The 17,099-nt window shown below is 60.0% G+C and carries 15 protein-coding genes; 11 read left to right on the top strand and 4 right to left on the bottom strand.

The annotated features are described in order from the left end of the window. The 9 genes from FHX05_RS18240 (at position 1) to ugpC (ending at position 10,482) form a co-directional block, all read left to right on the top strand. Positions 1 to 1,035, top strand: a complete 1,035-nt coding sequence (locus FHX05_RS18240; protein WP_183873498.1) for a Gfo/Idh/MocA family oxidoreductase — start codon at positions 1 to 3, stop codon at positions 1,033 to 1,035. Continuing rightward, on the top strand, positions 1,032 to 2,915 hold the full coding sequence (locus FHX05_RS18235) for a hypothetical protein (protein WP_183873496.1): 1,884 nt from the start codon (positions 1,032 to 1,034) through the stop codon (positions 2,913 to 2,915). The genes FHX05_RS18240 and FHX05_RS18235 overlap by 4 nt, the downstream gene beginning before the upstream one ends. A 57-nt stretch (positions 2,916 to 2,972) precedes the next feature. Then, on the top strand, positions 2,973 to 3,992 hold the full coding sequence (locus FHX05_RS18230; RefSeq protein WP_183873494.1) for a dihydroxyacetone kinase subunit DhaK: 1,020 nt from the start codon (positions 2,973 to 2,975) through the stop codon (positions 3,990 to 3,992). Then, complete coding sequence (gene dhaL, locus FHX05_RS18225) at positions 3,989 to 4,627, top strand: dihydroxyacetone kinase subunit DhaL (RefSeq protein ID WP_183873492.1); 639 nt, start codon at positions 3,989 to 3,991, stop codon at positions 4,625 to 4,627. Before FHX05_RS18230 ends, dhaL begins: the two co-directional genes overlap by 4 nt. A gap of 87 nt (positions 4,628 to 4,714) precedes the next feature. After that, positions 4,715 to 5,968 carry an extracellular solute-binding protein gene (locus FHX05_RS18220; RefSeq protein WP_183873490.1) on the top strand — a complete coding sequence of 418 codons (1,254 nt, stop codon included), beginning with the start codon at positions 4,715 to 4,717 and terminating at the stop codon, positions 5,966 to 5,968. 89 nt (positions 5,969 to 6,057) lie between these two features. After that, positions 6,058 to 6,957 (top strand): sugar ABC transporter permease, encoded by a 900-nt coding sequence (locus tag FHX05_RS18215; protein WP_183873488.1) that lies wholly within the window; start codon positions 6,058 to 6,060, stop codon positions 6,955 to 6,957. Between the two features lie 20 nt (positions 6,958 to 6,977). Then, entirely contained in the window at positions 6,978 to 7,841 is an 864-nt protein-coding gene (locus FHX05_RS18210; RefSeq protein ID WP_183873603.1) for a carbohydrate ABC transporter permease, read from the top strand. A gap of 38 nt (positions 7,842 to 7,879) precedes the next feature. Beyond that, positions 7,880 to 9,394 carry a DUF5060 domain-containing protein gene (locus FHX05_RS18205; RefSeq protein WP_183873486.1) on the top strand — a complete coding sequence of 505 codons (1,515 nt, stop codon included), beginning with the start codon at positions 7,880 to 7,882 and terminating at the stop codon, positions 9,392 to 9,394. Between the two features lie 23 nt (positions 9,395 to 9,417). Then, positions 9,418 to 10,482 carry a sn-glycerol-3-phosphate ABC transporter ATP-binding protein UgpC gene (gene ugpC / locus FHX05_RS18200; RefSeq protein ID WP_183873484.1) on the top strand — a complete coding sequence of 355 codons (1,065 nt, stop codon included), beginning with the start codon at positions 9,418 to 9,420 and terminating at the stop codon, positions 10,480 to 10,482. Positions 10,483 to 10,506: 24 nt separating this feature from the next. On the opposite strand, the gene FHX05_RS18195 is transcribed toward ugpC, so the two are convergent. The 3 genes from FHX05_RS18195 to FHX05_RS18185 all read right to left on the bottom strand — a co-directional run bounded on the left by FHX05_RS18195 (position 10,507) and on the right by FHX05_RS18185 (position 14,132). Next, a complete protein-coding gene (locus FHX05_RS18195; RefSeq protein ID WP_112337196.1) occupies positions 10,507 to 10,869 on the bottom strand; it encodes a hypothetical protein in 363 nt (120 codons plus the stop codon). 236 nt (positions 10,870 to 11,105) lie between these two features. Continuing rightward, on the bottom strand, positions 11,106 to 13,148 hold the full coding sequence (locus FHX05_RS18190; RefSeq protein ID WP_183873482.1) for an NADH:flavin oxidoreductase: 2,043 nt from the start codon (positions 13,146 to 13,148) through the stop codon (positions 11,106 to 11,108). A gap of 66 nt (positions 13,149 to 13,214) precedes the next feature. Then, a complete protein-coding gene (locus FHX05_RS18185) occupies positions 13,215 to 14,132 on the bottom strand; it encodes a DMT family transporter (RefSeq protein ID WP_183873480.1) in 918 nt (305 codons plus the stop codon). Between the two features lie 109 nt (positions 14,133 to 14,241). Between FHX05_RS18185 and FHX05_RS18180 the strand changes: the two genes are divergently transcribed. Beyond that, positions 14,242 to 15,117, top strand: a complete 876-nt coding sequence (locus FHX05_RS18180) for a LysR substrate-binding domain-containing protein (RefSeq protein WP_183873478.1) — start codon at positions 14,242 to 14,244, stop codon at positions 15,115 to 15,117. Here FHX05_RS18180 and FHX05_RS18175 read toward each other — a convergent pair. After that, on the bottom strand, positions 15,092 to 16,084 hold the full coding sequence (locus tag FHX05_RS18175; protein WP_183873476.1) for a GlxA family transcriptional regulator: 993 nt from the start codon (positions 16,082 to 16,084) through the stop codon (positions 15,092 to 15,094). The two genes, FHX05_RS18180 and FHX05_RS18175, sit on opposite strands and share 26 nt — an antisense overlap. A 107-nt stretch (positions 16,085 to 16,191) precedes the next feature. Here FHX05_RS18175 and FHX05_RS18170 point away from each other — a divergent pair, with 107 nt between their 5' ends. Continuing rightward, complete coding sequence (locus tag FHX05_RS18170; RefSeq protein ID WP_112603707.1) at positions 16,192 to 17,094, top strand: 3-keto-5-aminohexanoate cleavage protein; 903 nt, start codon at positions 16,192 to 16,194, stop codon at positions 17,092 to 17,094. Positions 17,095 to 17,099 lie beyond the last annotated feature (5 nt).

Genomic DNA, 17,099 nt, shown 5'->3' with positions numbered 1-17,099 from the left:
ATGGCAGAACTCAAGGGCGCATTGATCGGTTGCGGCTTTTTCGCGATCAATCAGATGCATGCATGGCGAGACGTCAAAGGCGCCAGCATCGTTGCGATCTGCGACCGCGACCCGGAGCGGCTGAAGATCGTCGGCGACCAGTTCGGCATCGAGCGTCGCTATACGGATGCAGCCGCCATGTTCGCCGATGGTGGCTTCGATTTCGTCGACATCGCAACGACGGTGCAAAGCCATCGCGCCCTGGTGCAGATGGCCGCCTCTCACAAGATCCCCGCAATCTGCCAGAAGCCTTTCGCAAAAACGCTGAGCGATGCCAAGGCCATGGTCGCGACCTGTGCTGCGGCCGACGTGCCGCTGATGGTGCATGAGAATTTCCGCTGGCAGACGCCCATTCAGGCCGTCAAGACTGCTTTGCAGTCCGGGGCGATCGGTGAGCCCTTCTGGGGACGTTTCTCCTTCCGCTCCGGCTATGACGTCTTTTCCGGCCAGCCTTACCTGGCCGAAGGCGAACGGTTCATTATCGAGGATCTCGGTATCCACACGCTCGATATCGCCCGCTTCATCCTCGGCGACGTCACCTCGTTGACGGCCCGCACCAAACGGGTCAACCCGAAGATCACGGGCGAGGATGTCGCAACCATCCTGCTCGATCATGAGAATGGCGCGACATCGATCGTCGATGTCAGCTACGCCTCCAAGCTTGCGACCGAGCCCTTCCCGGAGACGCTGATCGAACTCGACGGCACGAAGGGTAGCATTCGGCTCTCGCAAGGCTATCACCTCGAGGTCAATGGCCCCGATGGCACGAGCGTTACGGACGCATCGCCGCGGCTTCTGTCCTGGGCCTCGCGTCCCTGGCATAATATTCAGGAGAGCGTCCTGGCGATTCAGCAGCATTGGATAGACCGCCTTGCCAATGGTGGCGAAACTTCCACGTCAGGCGCCGACAATCTCAAGACGCTGGCACTTGTCGAGGCCGCCTATGAGAGTGCCGCCAACGGGAATCCCATCGATATCGGAGCGATGCTGCGATGAAAACCGAGATCGATCCGTTTCAGCTTTACGGTACGCACGAGCTCGAAACGACGCCGATGCGACTGACTTCGGGCAGGCTGGATGTCGATTTCAAGGACGGCAATCTCCGGACCATTCGCTATGATGGCATCGAGGTTCTGCGGGCTGTTTCCTATCTGATCCGCGATCGCGATTGGGGCACCTATTCGCCCCATATCGACGATATACGGATCGAGCAGCGTCACGATGGTTTTTTCGTCAGCTATCTAGTGCGCTGCGCCGGCCCCGAGAACACCGAGCTTACAGTCGACGTTCGGATAACGGCTCAAGTCGATGAGGCCCTGATCTTCGAAGCGACGGCGCTCTCGACGACCGGCTTCGAAACCAACCGCTGCGGCTTCTGTATCCTGCATCCGATCGTCGGCGTCGCCGGGATGCCCGTCTCGGTTGAGCATGTCGACGGCAGCCGCGAGAGCACGCATTTTCCCGACCTTATCGAACCCTGGCAGCCCTTCAAGAATATGCGGGCGATTACGCATAGCGTGGTGGCGAACGTGACAGCCGAATGCCGCATGGAAGGCGACACCTTCGAGATGGAAGATCAGCGCAACTGGTCTGATGCTTCCTACAAGACCTACGTTCGCCCGCTTGCCCTGCCCTGGCCTTATCGAATTCCGGCTGGAAAGCCGATGCGGCAGCGCATCGTTCTGACCATCGGGGATATGCGCCGCCTGCCTCCCGCCTCCACCTATGGTTCGGAAGAAGCGCCCCCGGTCGGGCTTAGCGCTGGAGCAAGGTCCGGAATCATGCCGTCCATCGGCCTTGTCATTACACCGGAGGAGGCGGATGCGACGCTAGCTGCGCGCGACCGGCTGGCTGAAATCGGACCGCAGGAGCTGCTGTTTCACTTCGATCCCGATGCCGCCCTCGGTGCTGACGCCTTCAGGCGCTTCGCCGCCGTTGCCGCACTCCATCCAGGCAATTCGACGCTCGAAATCGCATTGCCCTGCCGCCAGGCACCTCCTGTCGAGACACAGCAAATAGCAGACTGGATGCAGGCGGCCGGCTTCAAACCCGATGCAATCATGATCTCGCCTTCCGTCGACCGGCAATCGACGCCGCCGGGCAGCAAATGGCCGGAATGTCCGCCGCTCGAGGAGGTCTACGCCGCCGCGCATGCGGCCTTCCCCGATATGCGTGTCGGCGGCGGCATGCTGAGCTATTTCACCGAACTCAATCGCAAACGGATTCCCGCCGACACTCTCGATTTCATCAGCCATTGCACCAATCCCATCGTGCATGCGGCTGACGATCTCAGCGTCATGCAGACGCTGGAAGCACTGCCGTTCATCACGCGCTCCGTGCGCGCTATCTATGGCGACAAACCCTATCGTATCGGCCCGTCAACCATACCGATGCGGCAGAACCCCTATGGCAGCCGGACGATGGACAATCCTCACGGCGGTCGCATTGCCATGGCCAATATCGATCCACGGCACAACGCCCGCTTCGGCGAGGCCTTTGCGTTTGGCTACGCCGCCCGCGTCCTCGATGCCGGATTGGAGTGCCTGACGCTTTCGGCACTGACGGGGTCCTTCGGGCTGATCGCCGGAGCGAACGAGTCGGCGGCGGCAGGCGCCAAACGGCCATTGTTCAATACGATTGCGACGCTGTCACGCCTCGCCGGCCAGCAATGGCAAGAGTGCCTGTCGTCCGATCCGAGCGCCGTACTCAGCTTCATCACGGCACGATCCAACGGATTGCGTTCGCTCCAGCTGGTCAACATAACGCCCATTCCACAACTGGTGGAGCTGGGGGAGTTTCGGCTTAAGGAACAGAGCGGAAGCAAGAGGCTTATGCTTGATGCCTATAGCACTGTTTCGGCCGAGTTGATGGATTGACCTTCAATCGCAGACGCGCATGTTAGTCCCAATAATCGCAATGATTTGGAGGACTGCGTGAAGACGAAGAAGCTGATCAACGAAGGCGCGGCCGCCGTGGATGAGATGCTGGCCGGGATATTGGCGGCTCATCCGCGCCATCTCCGCGCCGTTGAAGGATCGCCACGCTCGATCGTGGCAAACCATGGCCCGCGAGCCGGCAAGGTCGGTCTGGTCATCGGCGGTGGTTCCGGGCACGAGCCGACATTTCTCGGCTTCGTCGGCAAGGGGCTGGCCGATGCCGCCGCGATCGGCAATGTCTTTGCCTCGCCGCCGCCCGATCCGATCATCGAATGCGCCAAGGCCGTCGATGGCGGTGCAGGCGTGCTGTTCATGTACGGCAACTATGCCGGCGACGTCATGAATTTCGACATGGCGGCGGAAATGCTGGCCATGGACGATATCGAGGTGCGTACCGTACTGACGACGGACGACATCGCTTCCGCGCCAGTCGATCAGAAGGAGCGCCGTCGCGGGGTTGCCGGCAATGTCTTCATCTTCAAGGCCGCCGGTGCCGCCTGCGATCTGATGTACGGTTTCGACGATGTGGAACGGCTGGCACGCTGGGCGAATGAGCGCACCTATACGATGGGGGTGGCGCTTTCGCCCTGCTCGCTGCCGCAGACACGCAAGCCGAATTTCGAGATCGGCGCCGACGAGATGGAGATCGGCATGGGTATCCATGGCGAGCCCGGCGTCGCACGCGGGCCGATGCGATCGGCGGATGAGGTGACGAGTGAGCTCGTCGGCAAAATTCTCGATGAGATGAAGCCGGCGCGCGGTGACCGGGTCGCCGTGCTTGTCAATTCCCTTGGCTCGACGCCGCTGATGGAGCTCTACATCATGATGCGCAAACTCAAGAGTATGCTCGACGATGCCGGCCTTGTTATCCATCTGTCGCTGGTCGGCAATTACTGCACGTCGCTGGAGATGGCTGGCGCCTCGATCACCCTCATGCATCTGGACGACGAACTGCAGCGGCTGATCGATCATCCCTGCGATTGCGCCATGTTCCACTCCGGCGAGGCTCTGCAATGACGACGGTTACAACGGAAGATCTGAAGGCGCTTTTCGCGCGGATCGCGGAGGCGATGGAACGTGAAAAGGATCGCCTCTGCGAACTGGACGGCGTCATCGGCGATGCCGATCACGGCATCGCCATGGAGCTCGGCTTTACCGCCGCAGCCAAGGCGGTTTCGGAGCTGGACACGACAGCAGCCGATCCAACGCTGGTCTTCAATACGGCGGCAAAATCCTTCCTCAACGCAGTCGGCGCTTCGTCCGGGCCGCTCTATGCGACAGCCCTGATGCGTGCGGGTGCCGTCGCCAAGGGGAACAGCACTCTGAACGACGACGATATGGTCGAGATATTCGCAGCCCTCGCCAAGGGCATTCAGGATCGGGGCAAAGCAGAGGTCGGCGAAAAAACCATGGTCGATGCCTGGGCGCCCGCAGCCGCAGCCTGCCGCACAGCCCGGGATCAAGGGCTTTCACTTGCCGATTGTTTTGCCGCCGCCCTCAAAGCCGGTCAAGCGGGTGCGGAAGCCACCAAAGATATGGTCGCGGCAAAAGGCCGGTCGTCGCGCCTCGGCGATCGAGCCTTGGGGCACATGGACCCCGGCGCGGCGTCCGCCGTCGTCGTCATCGCCTGCTTTCACGATCACTTCATGTGATACCGCTGATAAGCTCATCATACCAGTTGACATGCTGACAACGATTTGTCAAAACCGCCCTCAGCTTTGCTCAGAGGAGGACGGGAGATGGCTGGCAACTTCAAATATGCGCGTTGGTTCGGCGCTGCTGCTATGGCAGCGGCGGCCTTTTCGGCAACCAATGTTGCCGCGGAAGACCTAACGCTGTGGACGCTGAACTTCGATAATGGCGCGGCAAACGGCGCGCTGAAGAAGGTGGCGAAAGACTTCGAGGCCGGCAATCCCGGCACCCATGTCGAAATCGTCCAGCGCGGCGTCGATGAACACAAGACCGCACTTCGCGTGGCCGCGGGCTCCAGCAAAGGCCCGGATATCTATTTCAGCTGGGCCGGCCTTGGCCTCGGCGGCGAATATGTGAAGGCGGGCCTTTCCCTGCCGCTGGACAAATACTACACTCAGTACAAGTGGAACGACGAACTGCTTCCCTCAGCTGCCGCTTTTGCCGATCTCTATCCGGGCGGCAAGCATGGCGTTCCCTTCACCTTCAAGGGTGAGGCGATCTACTACAACAAGAAGCTCTTCCAGAAGGCTGGTATCACCGGGGAACCGAAGACCTACGAGGAGCTTCTGGCTGCAGCCGACAAGCTCAAGGCGGCAGGCATTCCGGCCTTCACCTTCGGCGGTTCGGTCAACTGGCATGTCATGCGCCTGATGGACGTGCTGCTCGAAACCAAGTGCGGCGCCGACAAGCATGACGCGCTGATGGCGATGAAGGCCGATTGGACGAAGGAGCCCTGCGCGACCGACGCCTTCACCGAATTTGCCAAATGGACGAAGGATTATACGCTGAAGCCCTTTATGGGGATCAGCAACCAGCAGTCCTATACGCTGTTCGTCGCCGGCCGCGCCGCGATGATGCTCGAAGGCGACTGGCTGGTCAGCCAGCTGAGCGGTAGTAAGGTCAATCTCGACGACTACGGCGTCCTGCCGTTCCCGACGAACACCAATCGCCTCTATGGCTTTGCCGAGTACAATTATGTCAGCACCAAGAGCAAGAATCCGGATCTTGCGGCAAAATTCCTCGACTACTTCCTGTCGACGAAGGTGCAGCAGGATCTCGTCGGCCAGATCAGCTCGATCTCGGTCAACAAGAATGTCCAGTACGCCAACCAGAAGCCACTCGAAGCGAAATGGCTTGAGATCTTCAAGACCTACAGCAAGGTCTACATGAATGGCGACCAGGCCTTCCCGCTTGACGTGACAACCGAATACTTCCGGGTGATCAACGATGTCGCCTCCGGCAACGTCCAGCCGGCCGATGCCGCCAAGCAGCTGCAGACCTTCATCGCAGGTCGTACCTGATCTATCGAGGGGCCGCCAATGCCAGTTGTAGGCGACGCGGCTCCCTCACCTTCATGCCCACGTGCCAGCTGCCGCCGGGAGCCAGCAGAATGTCATTCCGCAATCGTACTCATGATCCCCGCTTTCAGGCAGCGATCCTGCTTGCCCCGGCCATGCTGATCTATGTGATTTTTGCGCTCTATCCGATGCTGAACGTGGTGGTGCTGAGCTTCCAGAAATGGAACGGCCTCGACCCGCAGCGCCCCTTCGTCGGCCTCGCGAACTATCAATATATCTTCACGCAGGATCCGGTCTTCTGGGTTGCCTTCCGCAACACGGTGATCTGGACGATCATGTGTGTGATCTTTCCGCCCATGGTCGGGCTGCTGCTGGCGCTGAGCCTCAATCAGAAGCTCTTTGCCCGCAATACCTTCCGCGCCATCTTCTATCTCCCGGTTATCATCGCCCCGATCGCTGTCGCGACCATGTGGAAATGGATGTATGATCCGTTCTTCGGCCTCTTCACCGAAATCCTGACGTCGATGGGGCTGCAGGACTGGATTCAGGACTGGCTTGGCGACAAGGATATCGCGCTCTATTCCGTTTTTATCGCCTATCTCTGGCAATCCGTCGGCTTTTCCATGGTTCTGTTTCTCGCGGGCCTGCAGAATGTCTCGCAGACGCTGGTGGAAGCCGCCCGCATCGACGGCGCCGGGCGCTGGAACATCTTCCGCTACGTGACCCTGCCCGCACTGCGCACGACGCTGACCATCGTGCTGGTGCTGTCGGTCATTTCCTCACTGAAGGCCTTCGATATCGTCTACGGCCTGACCGGCGGCGGTCCTGCGCAATCGACGCAGATGCTGGCGCTCTGGGCCTTCACGCAAGCCATGCAGATCTTCGATTTCGGCCGCGGCGCTGCGATCTCCGTCGTCCTGCTGCTCATCACCATTGCGATCGTCATTCCCTACCTGCGCTGGACGCAGAAGCATGAGGAGGCCGAACAATGACGGCAGCATCGGCCACATCCATGTCGGACGACTTCGAAACCGTCACACCGGCAAAGCGCAAGCGCGATCCCGTCCTGATCGGCCTATGGATCGCACTGCTGGTCGTCGCCGCGATCTGGCTTGCACCTTTCGTCTTCATCGTCTTCACCTCGCTGAAAACGCAGGCAGACGTCACGTCCACCGGCGCCTTCATGCCGCCGCTCGATCCGGCCTTCGAGAATTATTCGAGCGCCTGGGGTCGCGGCAATTTCGCCAGCGCCTTCCTGAACAGCACCATCATCACTGTGATCAAGGTGCCGCTCGGTCTCATCCTCTCGGCGATGGCCGCCTATGCGCTCGCCAAGATCAGGCTGAAGTTCAGCAAGTTGCTGCTGCTCCTCGTCGTTTTCGGCACGATGATCCCCTTCCAGGTCATGCTGGCGCCGCTGTTCACGCTGGTCAATTCGCTCGGGCTCGTCGATACCTATCCTGGCGTGATCCTGCCCTATATCGCCTTCGGCGTGCCCTATCAGGTCTTCATTCTCCACGGCTTCTTCAAAGGCATTCCGAAGGAACTGTCGGAAGCCGCCCTGATCGACGGCGCAAGCCATTTCACCATCTTCCGCCGGATATTCCTGCCCGTCTGCCTGCCGGTGCTCGCCGCACTGCTGATCCTGGACTTCGTCTCGACATGGAATGAGTTCGCCATGGCGCTCGTGCTGCTGCAGGACCAGCACATGTGGACACTGCCGCTGGGGCTCATGTCCTTCCAGGGCCAGTTTTCCAATGATTACGGGCAGTTGAATGCCGCAATTGTCATGACCGTGCTGCCGGCAACCATCGTTTATCTGATCTTCCAGCGTTACTTCGTCTCCGGCCTCACTTCCGGCGCGGTCAAGGGCTGAGCGGTCGAACCATCCATACATCTTCCGAGGAGAACATCATGTCCAACGCGTCCGTCGAAAAATGGGGAGTGTTCGAAGCGGCCTTCAACGGCCCTTCGGGCGGCAATCCCTATCTCGATGTGGCATTCGATGCCGTCTTCAGCCAGAACAGCCGCGAGATCCGCGTACCCGGCTTCTACGATGGCGACGGCGTCTATCGCGTTCGCTTCATGCCGGACAATGAAGGTAATTGGTCGTTCCGCACGCGCTCGAAGACATCGGAACTGGATGGCAAGACCGGCTCTTTCATTGCGACCAAGCCTTCCGAGAGCAACCACGGCCCCGTACACGTCCATAACAAATTCCACTTCGCCTATGCCGACGGCAAGCCCTTCCTGTCGTTCGGCACTACCTGCTATGCCTGGACGCACCAGCCGCTCGACATGCAGGCCCAGACGCTCGAAACGCTGAAGAAATCGCGCTTCAACAAAATCCGCATGGGCGTCTTCCCGAAGGACTATCCTTATAATGTCAACGAGCCACTCTACGCCTGCTTTGAAAAGGGTGCGGACGGCAAGGAGGACTTCGATCGCCCGAACCCGGTTCTCTTTCGCCATTTCGAGCGCCAGGTCGCAGCTCTTTGCGAACTCGGCATAGAGGCCGATATCATCATGTTCCACCCCTACGATCGCTGGGGATACGCCGACATGTCGGCCGAGCAGGATTTCCGCTATGTCGCCTATCTCGCGGCACGGCTTGCCGCCTATCGCAACGTCTGGTGGGCGCTCGCCAATGAGTACGACTTCCTTCTCGACACCAAACCGCTGCAGCAATGGGATCGCTATTTCCACATTCTCGAGGAGAACGATCCCTATGGCCATCTGAAGTCGATCCACAACGGCGAGCCGACGATGAACTTCGATCATCGCAAGCCATGGGTGACACATACCTGCATCCAGAACTGGGACGTGAAGCGCACGCAGGAATGGCGCGAGGCCTATGGCAAGCCTGTTGTCAACGACGAGCCGGAATATGAAGGCAACATTATCCAGTCCTGGGGCAACTTGACGGCGCAGGAGCTGGTGCATCGCTTCTGGATCACGGTGACGCGCGGCGGCTATGCCGGCCACGGCGAAACCTATTCGCATCCGCAAGACCTGATCTGGTGGGCGAAGGGCGGCGAACTGCGCGGCGAAGCCTGGAAGCGCATCGGCTTCCTGCGCGACCTGCTGGAGCAGGATGTCGTCAACGGCCTCGAACCCATGTCCTGCTATGGCGAATGGCCGTGGACGCGCGTTTCCGGCGCGCGAGACGGTGATGTCAGCTACATCTATCTCGGCGAGCACCAGCCGGTCATCTGGTCTACAGGCCTACCCAAGGACGGAACCGACTATGACGTCGACATCATCGACACATGGGCGATGACGATCACGCCTGCAAAGAAGGTGGAAGCGCCCATCCCGCATCCGACGCGCCATGGCGCGATCGTGCGCGGCGGCAAGGCGGATGCCGCCTTCGGCGTGGAACTGCCGGGCAAGCCATACCAGGCGTTGCGCATCCGCAAGAAGCATTGATCGATCTTCAGGGAAAGAATGTCATGTCCGGATTGACCATCAAGAACGTCAGGAAGTCCTACGGCGCGGTAAACATCATCCATGGCGTCGATGTCGAGATCTCGGACGGCGAATTCGTCATCCTCGTCGGCCCTTCGGGCTGCGGCAAGTCCACACTGCTGCGCATGATCGCCGGGCTGGAAGACATCACCGGCGGTGAGATCTCCATAGGCGGACGGGTCGTCAACGATCTGCCACCGAAAGATCGCGACATCGCCATGGTGTTCCAGAACTACGCGCTCTATCCGCAAATGACGGTAGCGCAGAACATGGGCTTTGCGCTGCAGCTTGCCGGGGCGAAGCGCGCCGAAGTCGATCACAAGGTCGGCGAAGCCGCCAAGATCTTGGGCCTACAGCCATTATTGGATCGCAAGCCCGCCCAGCTTTCCGGCGGCCAGCGCCAACGCGTCGCCATGGGGCGCGCCATCGTGCGCGACCCCAAGGTCTTCCTCTTCGATGAACCGCTTTCCAATCTCGATGCCAAGCTGCGCGTGAAGATGCGCGCCGAAATCAAGGCACTGCATCAGCGCTTGAAGACCACGATCGTCTACGTCACCCACGATCAGATCGAGGCCATGACCATGGCCGACAAGATCGTCGTGCTGCAGGGCGGGAAGGTGGAGCAGGTCGGCTCGCCGCTCGAGCTCTATGACCGCCCGAGAAATGTCTTTGTCGCTGGCTTCCTCGGGTCTCCGGCCATGAATTTTCTCGAAGGCAAGATCACGAGCGGTGCCTCGCCGGAATTGGTACTGCCAACCGGCACACGCATCCAACTCGCCAACGCTCCGGCTCAATCGGAGGGTCGGGAGGTTATTCTCGGCATACGTCCGGAAGATATTTCCTTCGCATTGGAGGCTGGCGTTACCGCAACCGTGACCGTCGTCGAACCCACTGGCTCGGAAACGCACGTGGCGCTTGAGTTGGAAGGCAAGGAATTGACGTGGGTGATGCGGGAGCGCGCCGAACTCGCACCGGGGCAAACGATTCAGATCTCGCTCAAGACGCCGAACCTGCACTTCTTCGACAAGACCAGCCAGCAACGACTGTAGGAGACAGCGCCTGGCGGACCTAAATCACTCAGCTGCGCGCCTTTGGGTACCATTCATGACCGAAAAAACGCGTTTGACGAAGGCATCGCCGTCGAACTGCCGCGCAGCTCCCTCCGTCACATGATCAGGGCGATCGAATATGAACGTCTCGATGTTGACGATCGGCAAGTTCAATCGCGTCCGCACGTCCCCGATCATTGCGGTATGCGTCACCACCAGGTGACAGCCGGTTGGATCGAACCATTCCTGGAGGCCGGTCGTCGGTATGGCTGCAACCGTCAATCCCTGTTGCGACAAAAGCGAACTGATGCGCGAAGCAATCTGCTGATTATCCAGACAGATCAGCACATCGGTCTGCGAAGGGGACGGCGCATGGTTAGCCAGCATCAAACAACCTCTCGTTCACTCACATGCCGAATATAATGATTCGGCAGGTAACGGGGTGTTATAAGTTGTTACATTTTGTTTCAAAATTAAGGCAGTTCCCACAGCCATGTCGCGGCGGCGGAACCTCACATATCACTTAAGATATCCAAGATATTGCATTGACATCATGAATTTTATTGGCAACCGCAAAAATGTCTGGCGTGATAACGCGGTCAAAGTCGACAATCCCGATGATCTCACAGAAGCGAGCAATAGCGCAGCGCGTCGTAAATCGCGGCATGTATATTGCGGCTTGCGATCGCATCACCGATGCGGATCAAATCGAAGGAACCGGCTTCGTTCTTGACGGGCAGCGGCGATCGCCGAGCAATCAATGCGGAATAATCGACCGCACCGAGATTGCGCGATGACGGCTTCAGCTCAAGATAAAGCTCATCATTGGCCACCGTGCCATGCTCGACGACCACCTGTGACACCCGCCGCTCCCATTGCGTCTCCTCCGAGAAATCGGACCCTAGAACCGCAATGAGTGCATTGCCGTCGCGGCGCACCGATTTCAGGCGCGTATTGATGGTGACCCGGACATTCTTCTCGGCGAAGGTCTTCGCATAGGGGACATGGTTCATGCCGCCCATCTCGGGGGCGAAGAAGCGCTCCGGCGAGACGAGTTCCAGTTCAGCGCCGCCGTTGGCAATGACTTCTGCCGCCGACATGCCCGGATGTCCGCCATTGTCGTCGTAAAGCAGCACCTGTCCCTCAGACTTAATCACGCCGGCTAGAATGTCCCAGGAGGAGGTGACGAGGTTGTCGCCGCTCTCCAGCTCGGGGGATTGCGCGATGCCACCCGTTGCCACGATGACAAGATCGGGCTCGAACGCCATAACATCGTCAGCTCCCGCATAGACGTCATAGTGGATCGTGACGCCCAACCGCTCCAGCTCTGTCAGCCGCCAATCGATGATGCCGATCATCTCCTTGCGGCGTGGGTTGCGCGTAAGCAGATTCACCTGTCCGCCGGCCTTGCTGCTCGCCTCCAGCACGTCGACCTTATGGCCGCGCTCGGCCAGCACACGCGCCGCCTCCAGGCCCGCAGGCCCGGCACCGATGACGACGGCCTTGCGTGATATTGTTGCCCGCTCGATCCGATGCGGCATCTCGGCCTCGCGGCCGGTAGCCGCATTGTGAATGCAGAGCGCCTCGCCGCCCTCATAAATACGGTCAAGACAGTAGGTCGCGCCGACGCAGGGGCGGATATTGGCCTCCTGCCCGGACATTACCTTGTTGACGATATGCGGGTCGGCGATATGAGCGCGCGTCATGCCGACCATATCGAGCTTGCCTTCCGCGATCGCATGACGCGCCGTGGCGACATCGCCGATGCGGGCCGCATGGAAGACGGGGAATTTCGTCGCCGCCCTCACCTCGCCAGCAAAATCGAGATGCGGTGCCGAGGCCATGCCCTGAATCGGAATGACATTGTTGAGCGCCGCGTCGCTGTCGATATGGCCACGGATGATATTGAGGAAATCGATATTGCCGGAGGCCACCAGCCGCCTGGCAATCTCAACGCCTTCTTCGCGTGAAAGCCCTTTCTCCCAATCCTCGTCAGCCACCATGCGCATGCCGACAATGAACTCCGGGCCGACCGCCTTGCGAATGGCTTCTGTCACCATCATCGAGAACCGCATGCGGTTTTCAAGCGAACCGCCGAATTCGTCCTCGCGCCGGTTGGTTGCCGGTGACCAGAAGCCGTCGGTCAGATGGCCATAGGCCTCGATCTCGATACCATCCAGGCCGGCTGCCTGCATGCGTTGCGCCGCCGCTGCAAAGTCTCCAATGATCCGCTCGATATCCCACTCTTCCGCCGTCTTCGGAAAGGCACGGTGCGCCGGCTCGCGGATCGGCGACGGCGCCAATACCGGCAGCCAGTCACCTTTGTTCCAGCCGGTGCGACGACCGAGGTGGGTCAGCTGGATCATGACCGCAGCCCCGAACTCGTGACAGTCGTCGGCAAGCTTCTTCAGCCAGGGCACGATCTCATCGCGATAGGCATGGAGATTGCCGAAGGCCGGCGGCGAATCCGCCGAGACGATCGCCGAGCCCGCCGTCATGGTCAGCGCGATACCGCCCTTGGCCTTTTCGCGATGATAGAGCCTGTAGCGATCCGTCGGCATGCCGCCTTCCGAATAGGCCGGCTCATGCGCCGTCGACATGATGCGGTTCCTAAGCGTCAAGTGCTTGAGCTGATAGGGCTGGAGCAAGGGATCGTTGGAAGTCATGTCGCTTTCTTCACTTTATGAAGTCGAGGCTCGAGCCGCTATCTTTGCTGAGACGAGAGGTTATGGCTATAGCGCATTGATAGGTGCTCGACGGCGGCGGCTATGCCGCAGGTCTATCGCAGTATGCCAAACGATCGTCGCGAAGATGATCGCTCCGCCGATGAAAGTGGCAACCGGTGGCATCTCCGAGAAGAAGAGCCAGACCCAAAAGGGCGTCAGCACGATTTCCATCGAACTGATGAGAGCGGCGTCGGCGGCGGGCATCTTCCTTGATCCGAACAGGAAAAGGACGAAGGCGAGCGCGAAATTTGTTGCGCCGAAAGCCGCGAGCAGAAGCCAATTTTGAACATCCACTGAGCTCGTCGACGCAAAGGGCACGAAGACGACAAATGTCAAAAGCCCGCTGACGACACTCGACGGCAGGATCGGAATGCTCGGATCCATGCGTGGGATGACGATGATGAGGGCGAAGGTGACTGTCATGCCGAGCGCCAGCAGATCGCCGATGCCCGTACCGCCGCCGATCGATGAGGCAACGATGACCGCCACGCCGATGAGGCAGATGCCGCCAGCGATCAAGGTCCGCTTCGCGACCCGCTCCTTCAGCATGGTCCAGCTGAGAAACGCGGCGATGAACGGCGCGGTCGCGTAGATCATGGTCACATTGGCGACCGTCGTCATATAGAGCGCGCCAATGAAGCAGGCCTGGCTGATCGTCTGGCAGACCAGCATAGCCAGCCCCGCAGGATGAAAGATCGATGCCCATTGCCGCCTTGAAAACCCGCCTTCGAGGAAAAAGCTGGGAATCAGCAGAAACAGGCCGCCGAACAGCGACCGCCAGGCGATCGCCGTCCATATGTCCGTGGTTAGCAGGCGGGCGTAGGTGCCGCTGCAGCTCCACGCCAGCATTGCCGTTGCCACGAGTACGACGCCCCTCTCATAATCGCTGGCAAGAGCGGAGCGGGTTGGAAGCTGGAATGTCATGTATGGACTCGAGGAACGAAGCAGAAGGAACGCCTCTGTGTGCGCCGATATTTGACATCAGGCAAACGAATAGTAGAGATAGTAGCTATCAGAAATATTTGTGACCCCAATGCGCGACCCCATTGAGAGCGACCTTCTGCGGACGTTCCTCATCATCACCGAGACGTCCAATTTTTCCACGGCCGCTCAAAGAATCGGCCGCACGCAATCGGCCGTCAGCGCCCAGATCAAGCGGCTCGAGGATACGATCGGCGAAACGCTCTTCGAAAGAAGCGCCCGCGGGGCCGTCCTGACCCGCGCCGGCACTCAATTGCTTCCCTATGCGCAGCGCGTGATCGAACTTCTGAACGAGGCGGCCGCGAATATCCGCACCAAGCCGCTCGACGGACCGGTCCGGATCGGCATTCCGGAGGAATACAGCCAGACTGTGTTGCCGGCAGCACTGGCCGCCTTCGCTATCAGGCACCCGGCCGTCGAAGTCACTGTCTCCTGCGATTACACGGCGCATAATCTGGCCGCTCTCGAGAAAGACGAACTGGACCTCGCCGTAGTCTTCGATTGGAGCAACCAGAACAAGGGTGAAGTTCTCTGCATCGACCCCACGGTCTGGGTGACATCGATGGTGCATCGCCTGCATGATGCCGTGCCGCTGCCTGTTGCTACGTATAGGAACTCGACATGGGCGCGTGATTTCGCCTTGCGCTCGCTGGAGCAGCAGGGCCGCGTCTATCGCATCGCCTTCATCGCCGACACGAGTTCCGGCTTGAAGAATGCTGTCTCCGCTGGCCTCGCCGTGACGACGCTGTCGCGCAGCAACATTCCGCATGGCTGCCGCGAATTGACGAGCGACGACGGTTTCCCGCCTGTCGATTCGTCACGCGTGGTGCTTCGCCGCAACCCCTATCATTCGAGCGAAGCGATCCGGGAACTGGCAGAAATGGTGCGCGAGGCTTTCCGGCCTATGTCGGCTCTCCTGCAGGCGTAGTGCGGCGCCGTAGCCGACGTCGTGTGCCGGACGGGCTTTCGGAAAAGCTGGCACGATAGCTGCGGGAAAAGGCCGATGCCGAATTGAAGCCGGTCGCGGCGGCGATCTCCGCGAAAGAAGCCTTCGTCTCGATAACCTTGCGCCGCGCCGCGTTGAGCCTCAACGCCAGATAATGCACATGCGGCGGCGCGCCGATGCTCTCCTGGAAAAGGGCCTGCAGATGGCGTGCACTGACGCCGACACGGCGCGCTAGACGCGCGAGAACCAGCGGCTGCTCGATATGGTCCTCCATCAGACGGATGGCTTGGGCAACTCGCGGATCGCGCATACGCAGACCGGCCGTCGATGGTGAAAGTTCTGCCGCGCTCGGTATGCTCGCTGGCTCGTAGATGAAAAGGCGGCTGACCTCGAGTGCTAGCGAATAGCCTTGCCGTCGCCGGATGATCTCCAGCATCAGATCGACCGTCGGCAGGGAGCCGGCCGTGGTGATCCGCTTGCCGTCGATCACATAGCGATCCCTGACCGCATGCACCTGCGGATAGGAAAGCGCGAAATCGTCGTAGTCCTCCCAGTGAACGGCAGCGGAGACATTGTCCAACAAACTTGCTTCGGCCAGCAGCCAGGTGCCGGACTCGATGCCGGCAACCATCGAGCGGTGACGGGCGGTTTGCGACAATTGCATTTTCAGCGCTTGCGTGGCGCTGCGCCGCCAATTGTAGCTGGCAAGCACGAAAAGCGGTGTCACATCCGATGTCGGGCGAAAGCTGGAGCAGGCAGGCACCGGAATAAGGCTCGTCGTCTCAGCGGGAGAGCCGTCCGGCGTGAAAAGCCGCCAGCGATAAAGCTCGGCTCCGGAAATGCGGTTGGCCCCGCGCAAGGGTTCGATCACCGACGCGATCAGGATCAGGTTCGTCTCGGGAAGGATCAGGAGGTCGATATCGAGCGTCTCATTGGCCAATGTCAGCATTCAGCAATCCTTCAAGAGTTCCGAAACTGTATTATATGCTTCCGATAATGCAAAGCATGTAGACGTCTCATGGCGCGTAATGTCCTCAAAACGAGGGAGAACAAAAGATGCCTCTTGCGATGAATCGCGATGTCTTCATCACCTGTGCCGTAACCGGCGCCGGCGACACGGTTTCCAAATCCAGCCATGTTCCGATCACTCCCAAGCAGATCGCCGACTCCGCGATCGATGCCGCCAAGGCTGGGGCGGCAGTGGTTCATTGCCACGTCCGTGATCCGGAAACGGGCGCTGCCAGCCGCCGCAACGAGCTCTACAGGGAAGTCACCGACCGTATCCGTTCGGCCGACGTCGATGTCGTGCTGAACCTGACCGCCGGCATGGGCGGCGACTTGATTTTCGGCGATGTCGAGAGCCCTCTGCCGCTGAATGATAGGGGTACCGACATGGCAGGCGCCACCGAGCGCGTCAGCCACGTTGCCGAATGCCTGCCGGAAATCTGCACGCTTGACTGCGGCACGATGAATTTCAATCTTGGCGACTACGTTATGACCAACACGCCCTCGATGCTTAGGGCCATGGCGAAGAAGATGACCGATCTCGGCGTGCGCCCCGAAATCGAGGCCTTCGATACCGGTCACCTCTGGTTTGCCAAGCAGCTTGCCGAGGAGGGCTTGATCGAGGACCCGGTTCTCATCCAGCTCTGCATGGGTATCCCCTGGGGGGCACCCGATGACCTCAACACCTTTATGGCGATGGTCAATAACGTTCCCAAAAGCTGGACCTTCTCGGCCTTTTCCATCGGTCGCAACGCCATGGCCTATCCGGCGGCGGCGATCCTTGCCGGCGGCAATGTCCGCGTCGGGCTGGAAGACAATCTCTATGCCGGCAAGGGCATGCTCGCAACCAATGCGCAGCTCGTCGAAAAGGCAGTGCAGGTGGTCGAAGGCATGGGCGCCCGCATTATCGGCCCCGAAGATGTCCGCAAGAAGCTGAAACTGACGAAGCGCTGAGGCCC

It is taken from the genome of Rhizobium sp. BK491, assembly GCF_014194925.1.
Lineage (GTDB): Bacteria > Pseudomonadota > Alphaproteobacteria > Rhizobiales > Rhizobiaceae > Rhizobium.
Note: the sequence above shows the minus strand (reverse complement) of the source record. Positions and strands in the feature narration are given on the sequence as shown.

Excerpts from the sequence above, each read along its gene's own strand:
- FHX05_RS18240 (WP_183873498.1), top strand. The coding sequence starts at position 1 with ATGGCAGAACTCAAGGGCGCATTGATCGGTTGCGGCTTTTTCGCGATC.
- FHX05_RS18235 (WP_183873496.1), top strand. The coding sequence starts at position 1,032 with ATGAAAACCGAGATCGATCCGTTTCAGCTTTACGGTACGCACGAGCTC.
- dhaL (WP_183873492.1), top strand. The coding sequence starts at position 3,989 with ATGACGACGGTTACAACGGAAGATCTGAAGGCGCTTTTCGCGCGGATC.
- FHX05_RS18220 (WP_183873490.1), top strand. The coding sequence starts at position 4,715 with ATGGCTGGCAACTTCAAATATGCGCGTTGGTTCGGCGCTGCTGCTATG.
- FHX05_RS18215 (WP_183873488.1), top strand. The coding sequence starts at position 6,058 with ATGTCATTCCGCAATCGTACTCATGATCCCCGCTTTCAGGCAGCGATC.
- FHX05_RS18210 (WP_183873603.1), top strand. The coding sequence starts at position 6,978 with ATGTCGGACGACTTCGAAACCGTCACACCGGCAAAGCGCAAGCGCGAT.
- FHX05_RS18205 (WP_183873486.1), top strand. The coding sequence starts at position 7,880 with ATGTCCAACGCGTCCGTCGAAAAATGGGGAGTGTTCGAAGCGGCCTTC.
- ugpC (WP_183873484.1), top strand. The coding sequence starts at position 9,418 with ATGTCCGGATTGACCATCAAGAACGTCAGGAAGTCCTACGGCGCGGTA.
- FHX05_RS18195 (WP_112337196.1), bottom strand. The coding sequence starts at position 10,869 with ATGCTGGCTAACCATGCGCCGTCCCCTTCGCAGACCGATGTGCTGATC.
- FHX05_RS18190 (WP_183873482.1), bottom strand. The coding sequence starts at position 13,148 with ATGACTTCCAACGATCCCTTGCTCCAGCCCTATCAGCTCAAGCACTTG.
- FHX05_RS18185 (WP_183873480.1), bottom strand. The coding sequence starts at position 14,132 with ATGACATTCCAGCTTCCAACCCGCTCCGCTCTTGCCAGCGATTATGAG.
- FHX05_RS18180 (WP_183873478.1), top strand. The coding sequence starts at position 14,242 with ATGCGCGACCCCATTGAGAGCGACCTTCTGCGGACGTTCCTCATCATC.
- FHX05_RS18175 (WP_183873476.1), bottom strand. The coding sequence starts at position 16,084 with ATGCTGACATTGGCCAATGAGACGCTCGATATCGACCTCCTGATCCTT.
- FHX05_RS18170 (WP_112603707.1), top strand. The coding sequence starts at position 16,192 with ATGCCTCTTGCGATGAATCGCGATGTCTTCATCACCTGTGCCGTAACC.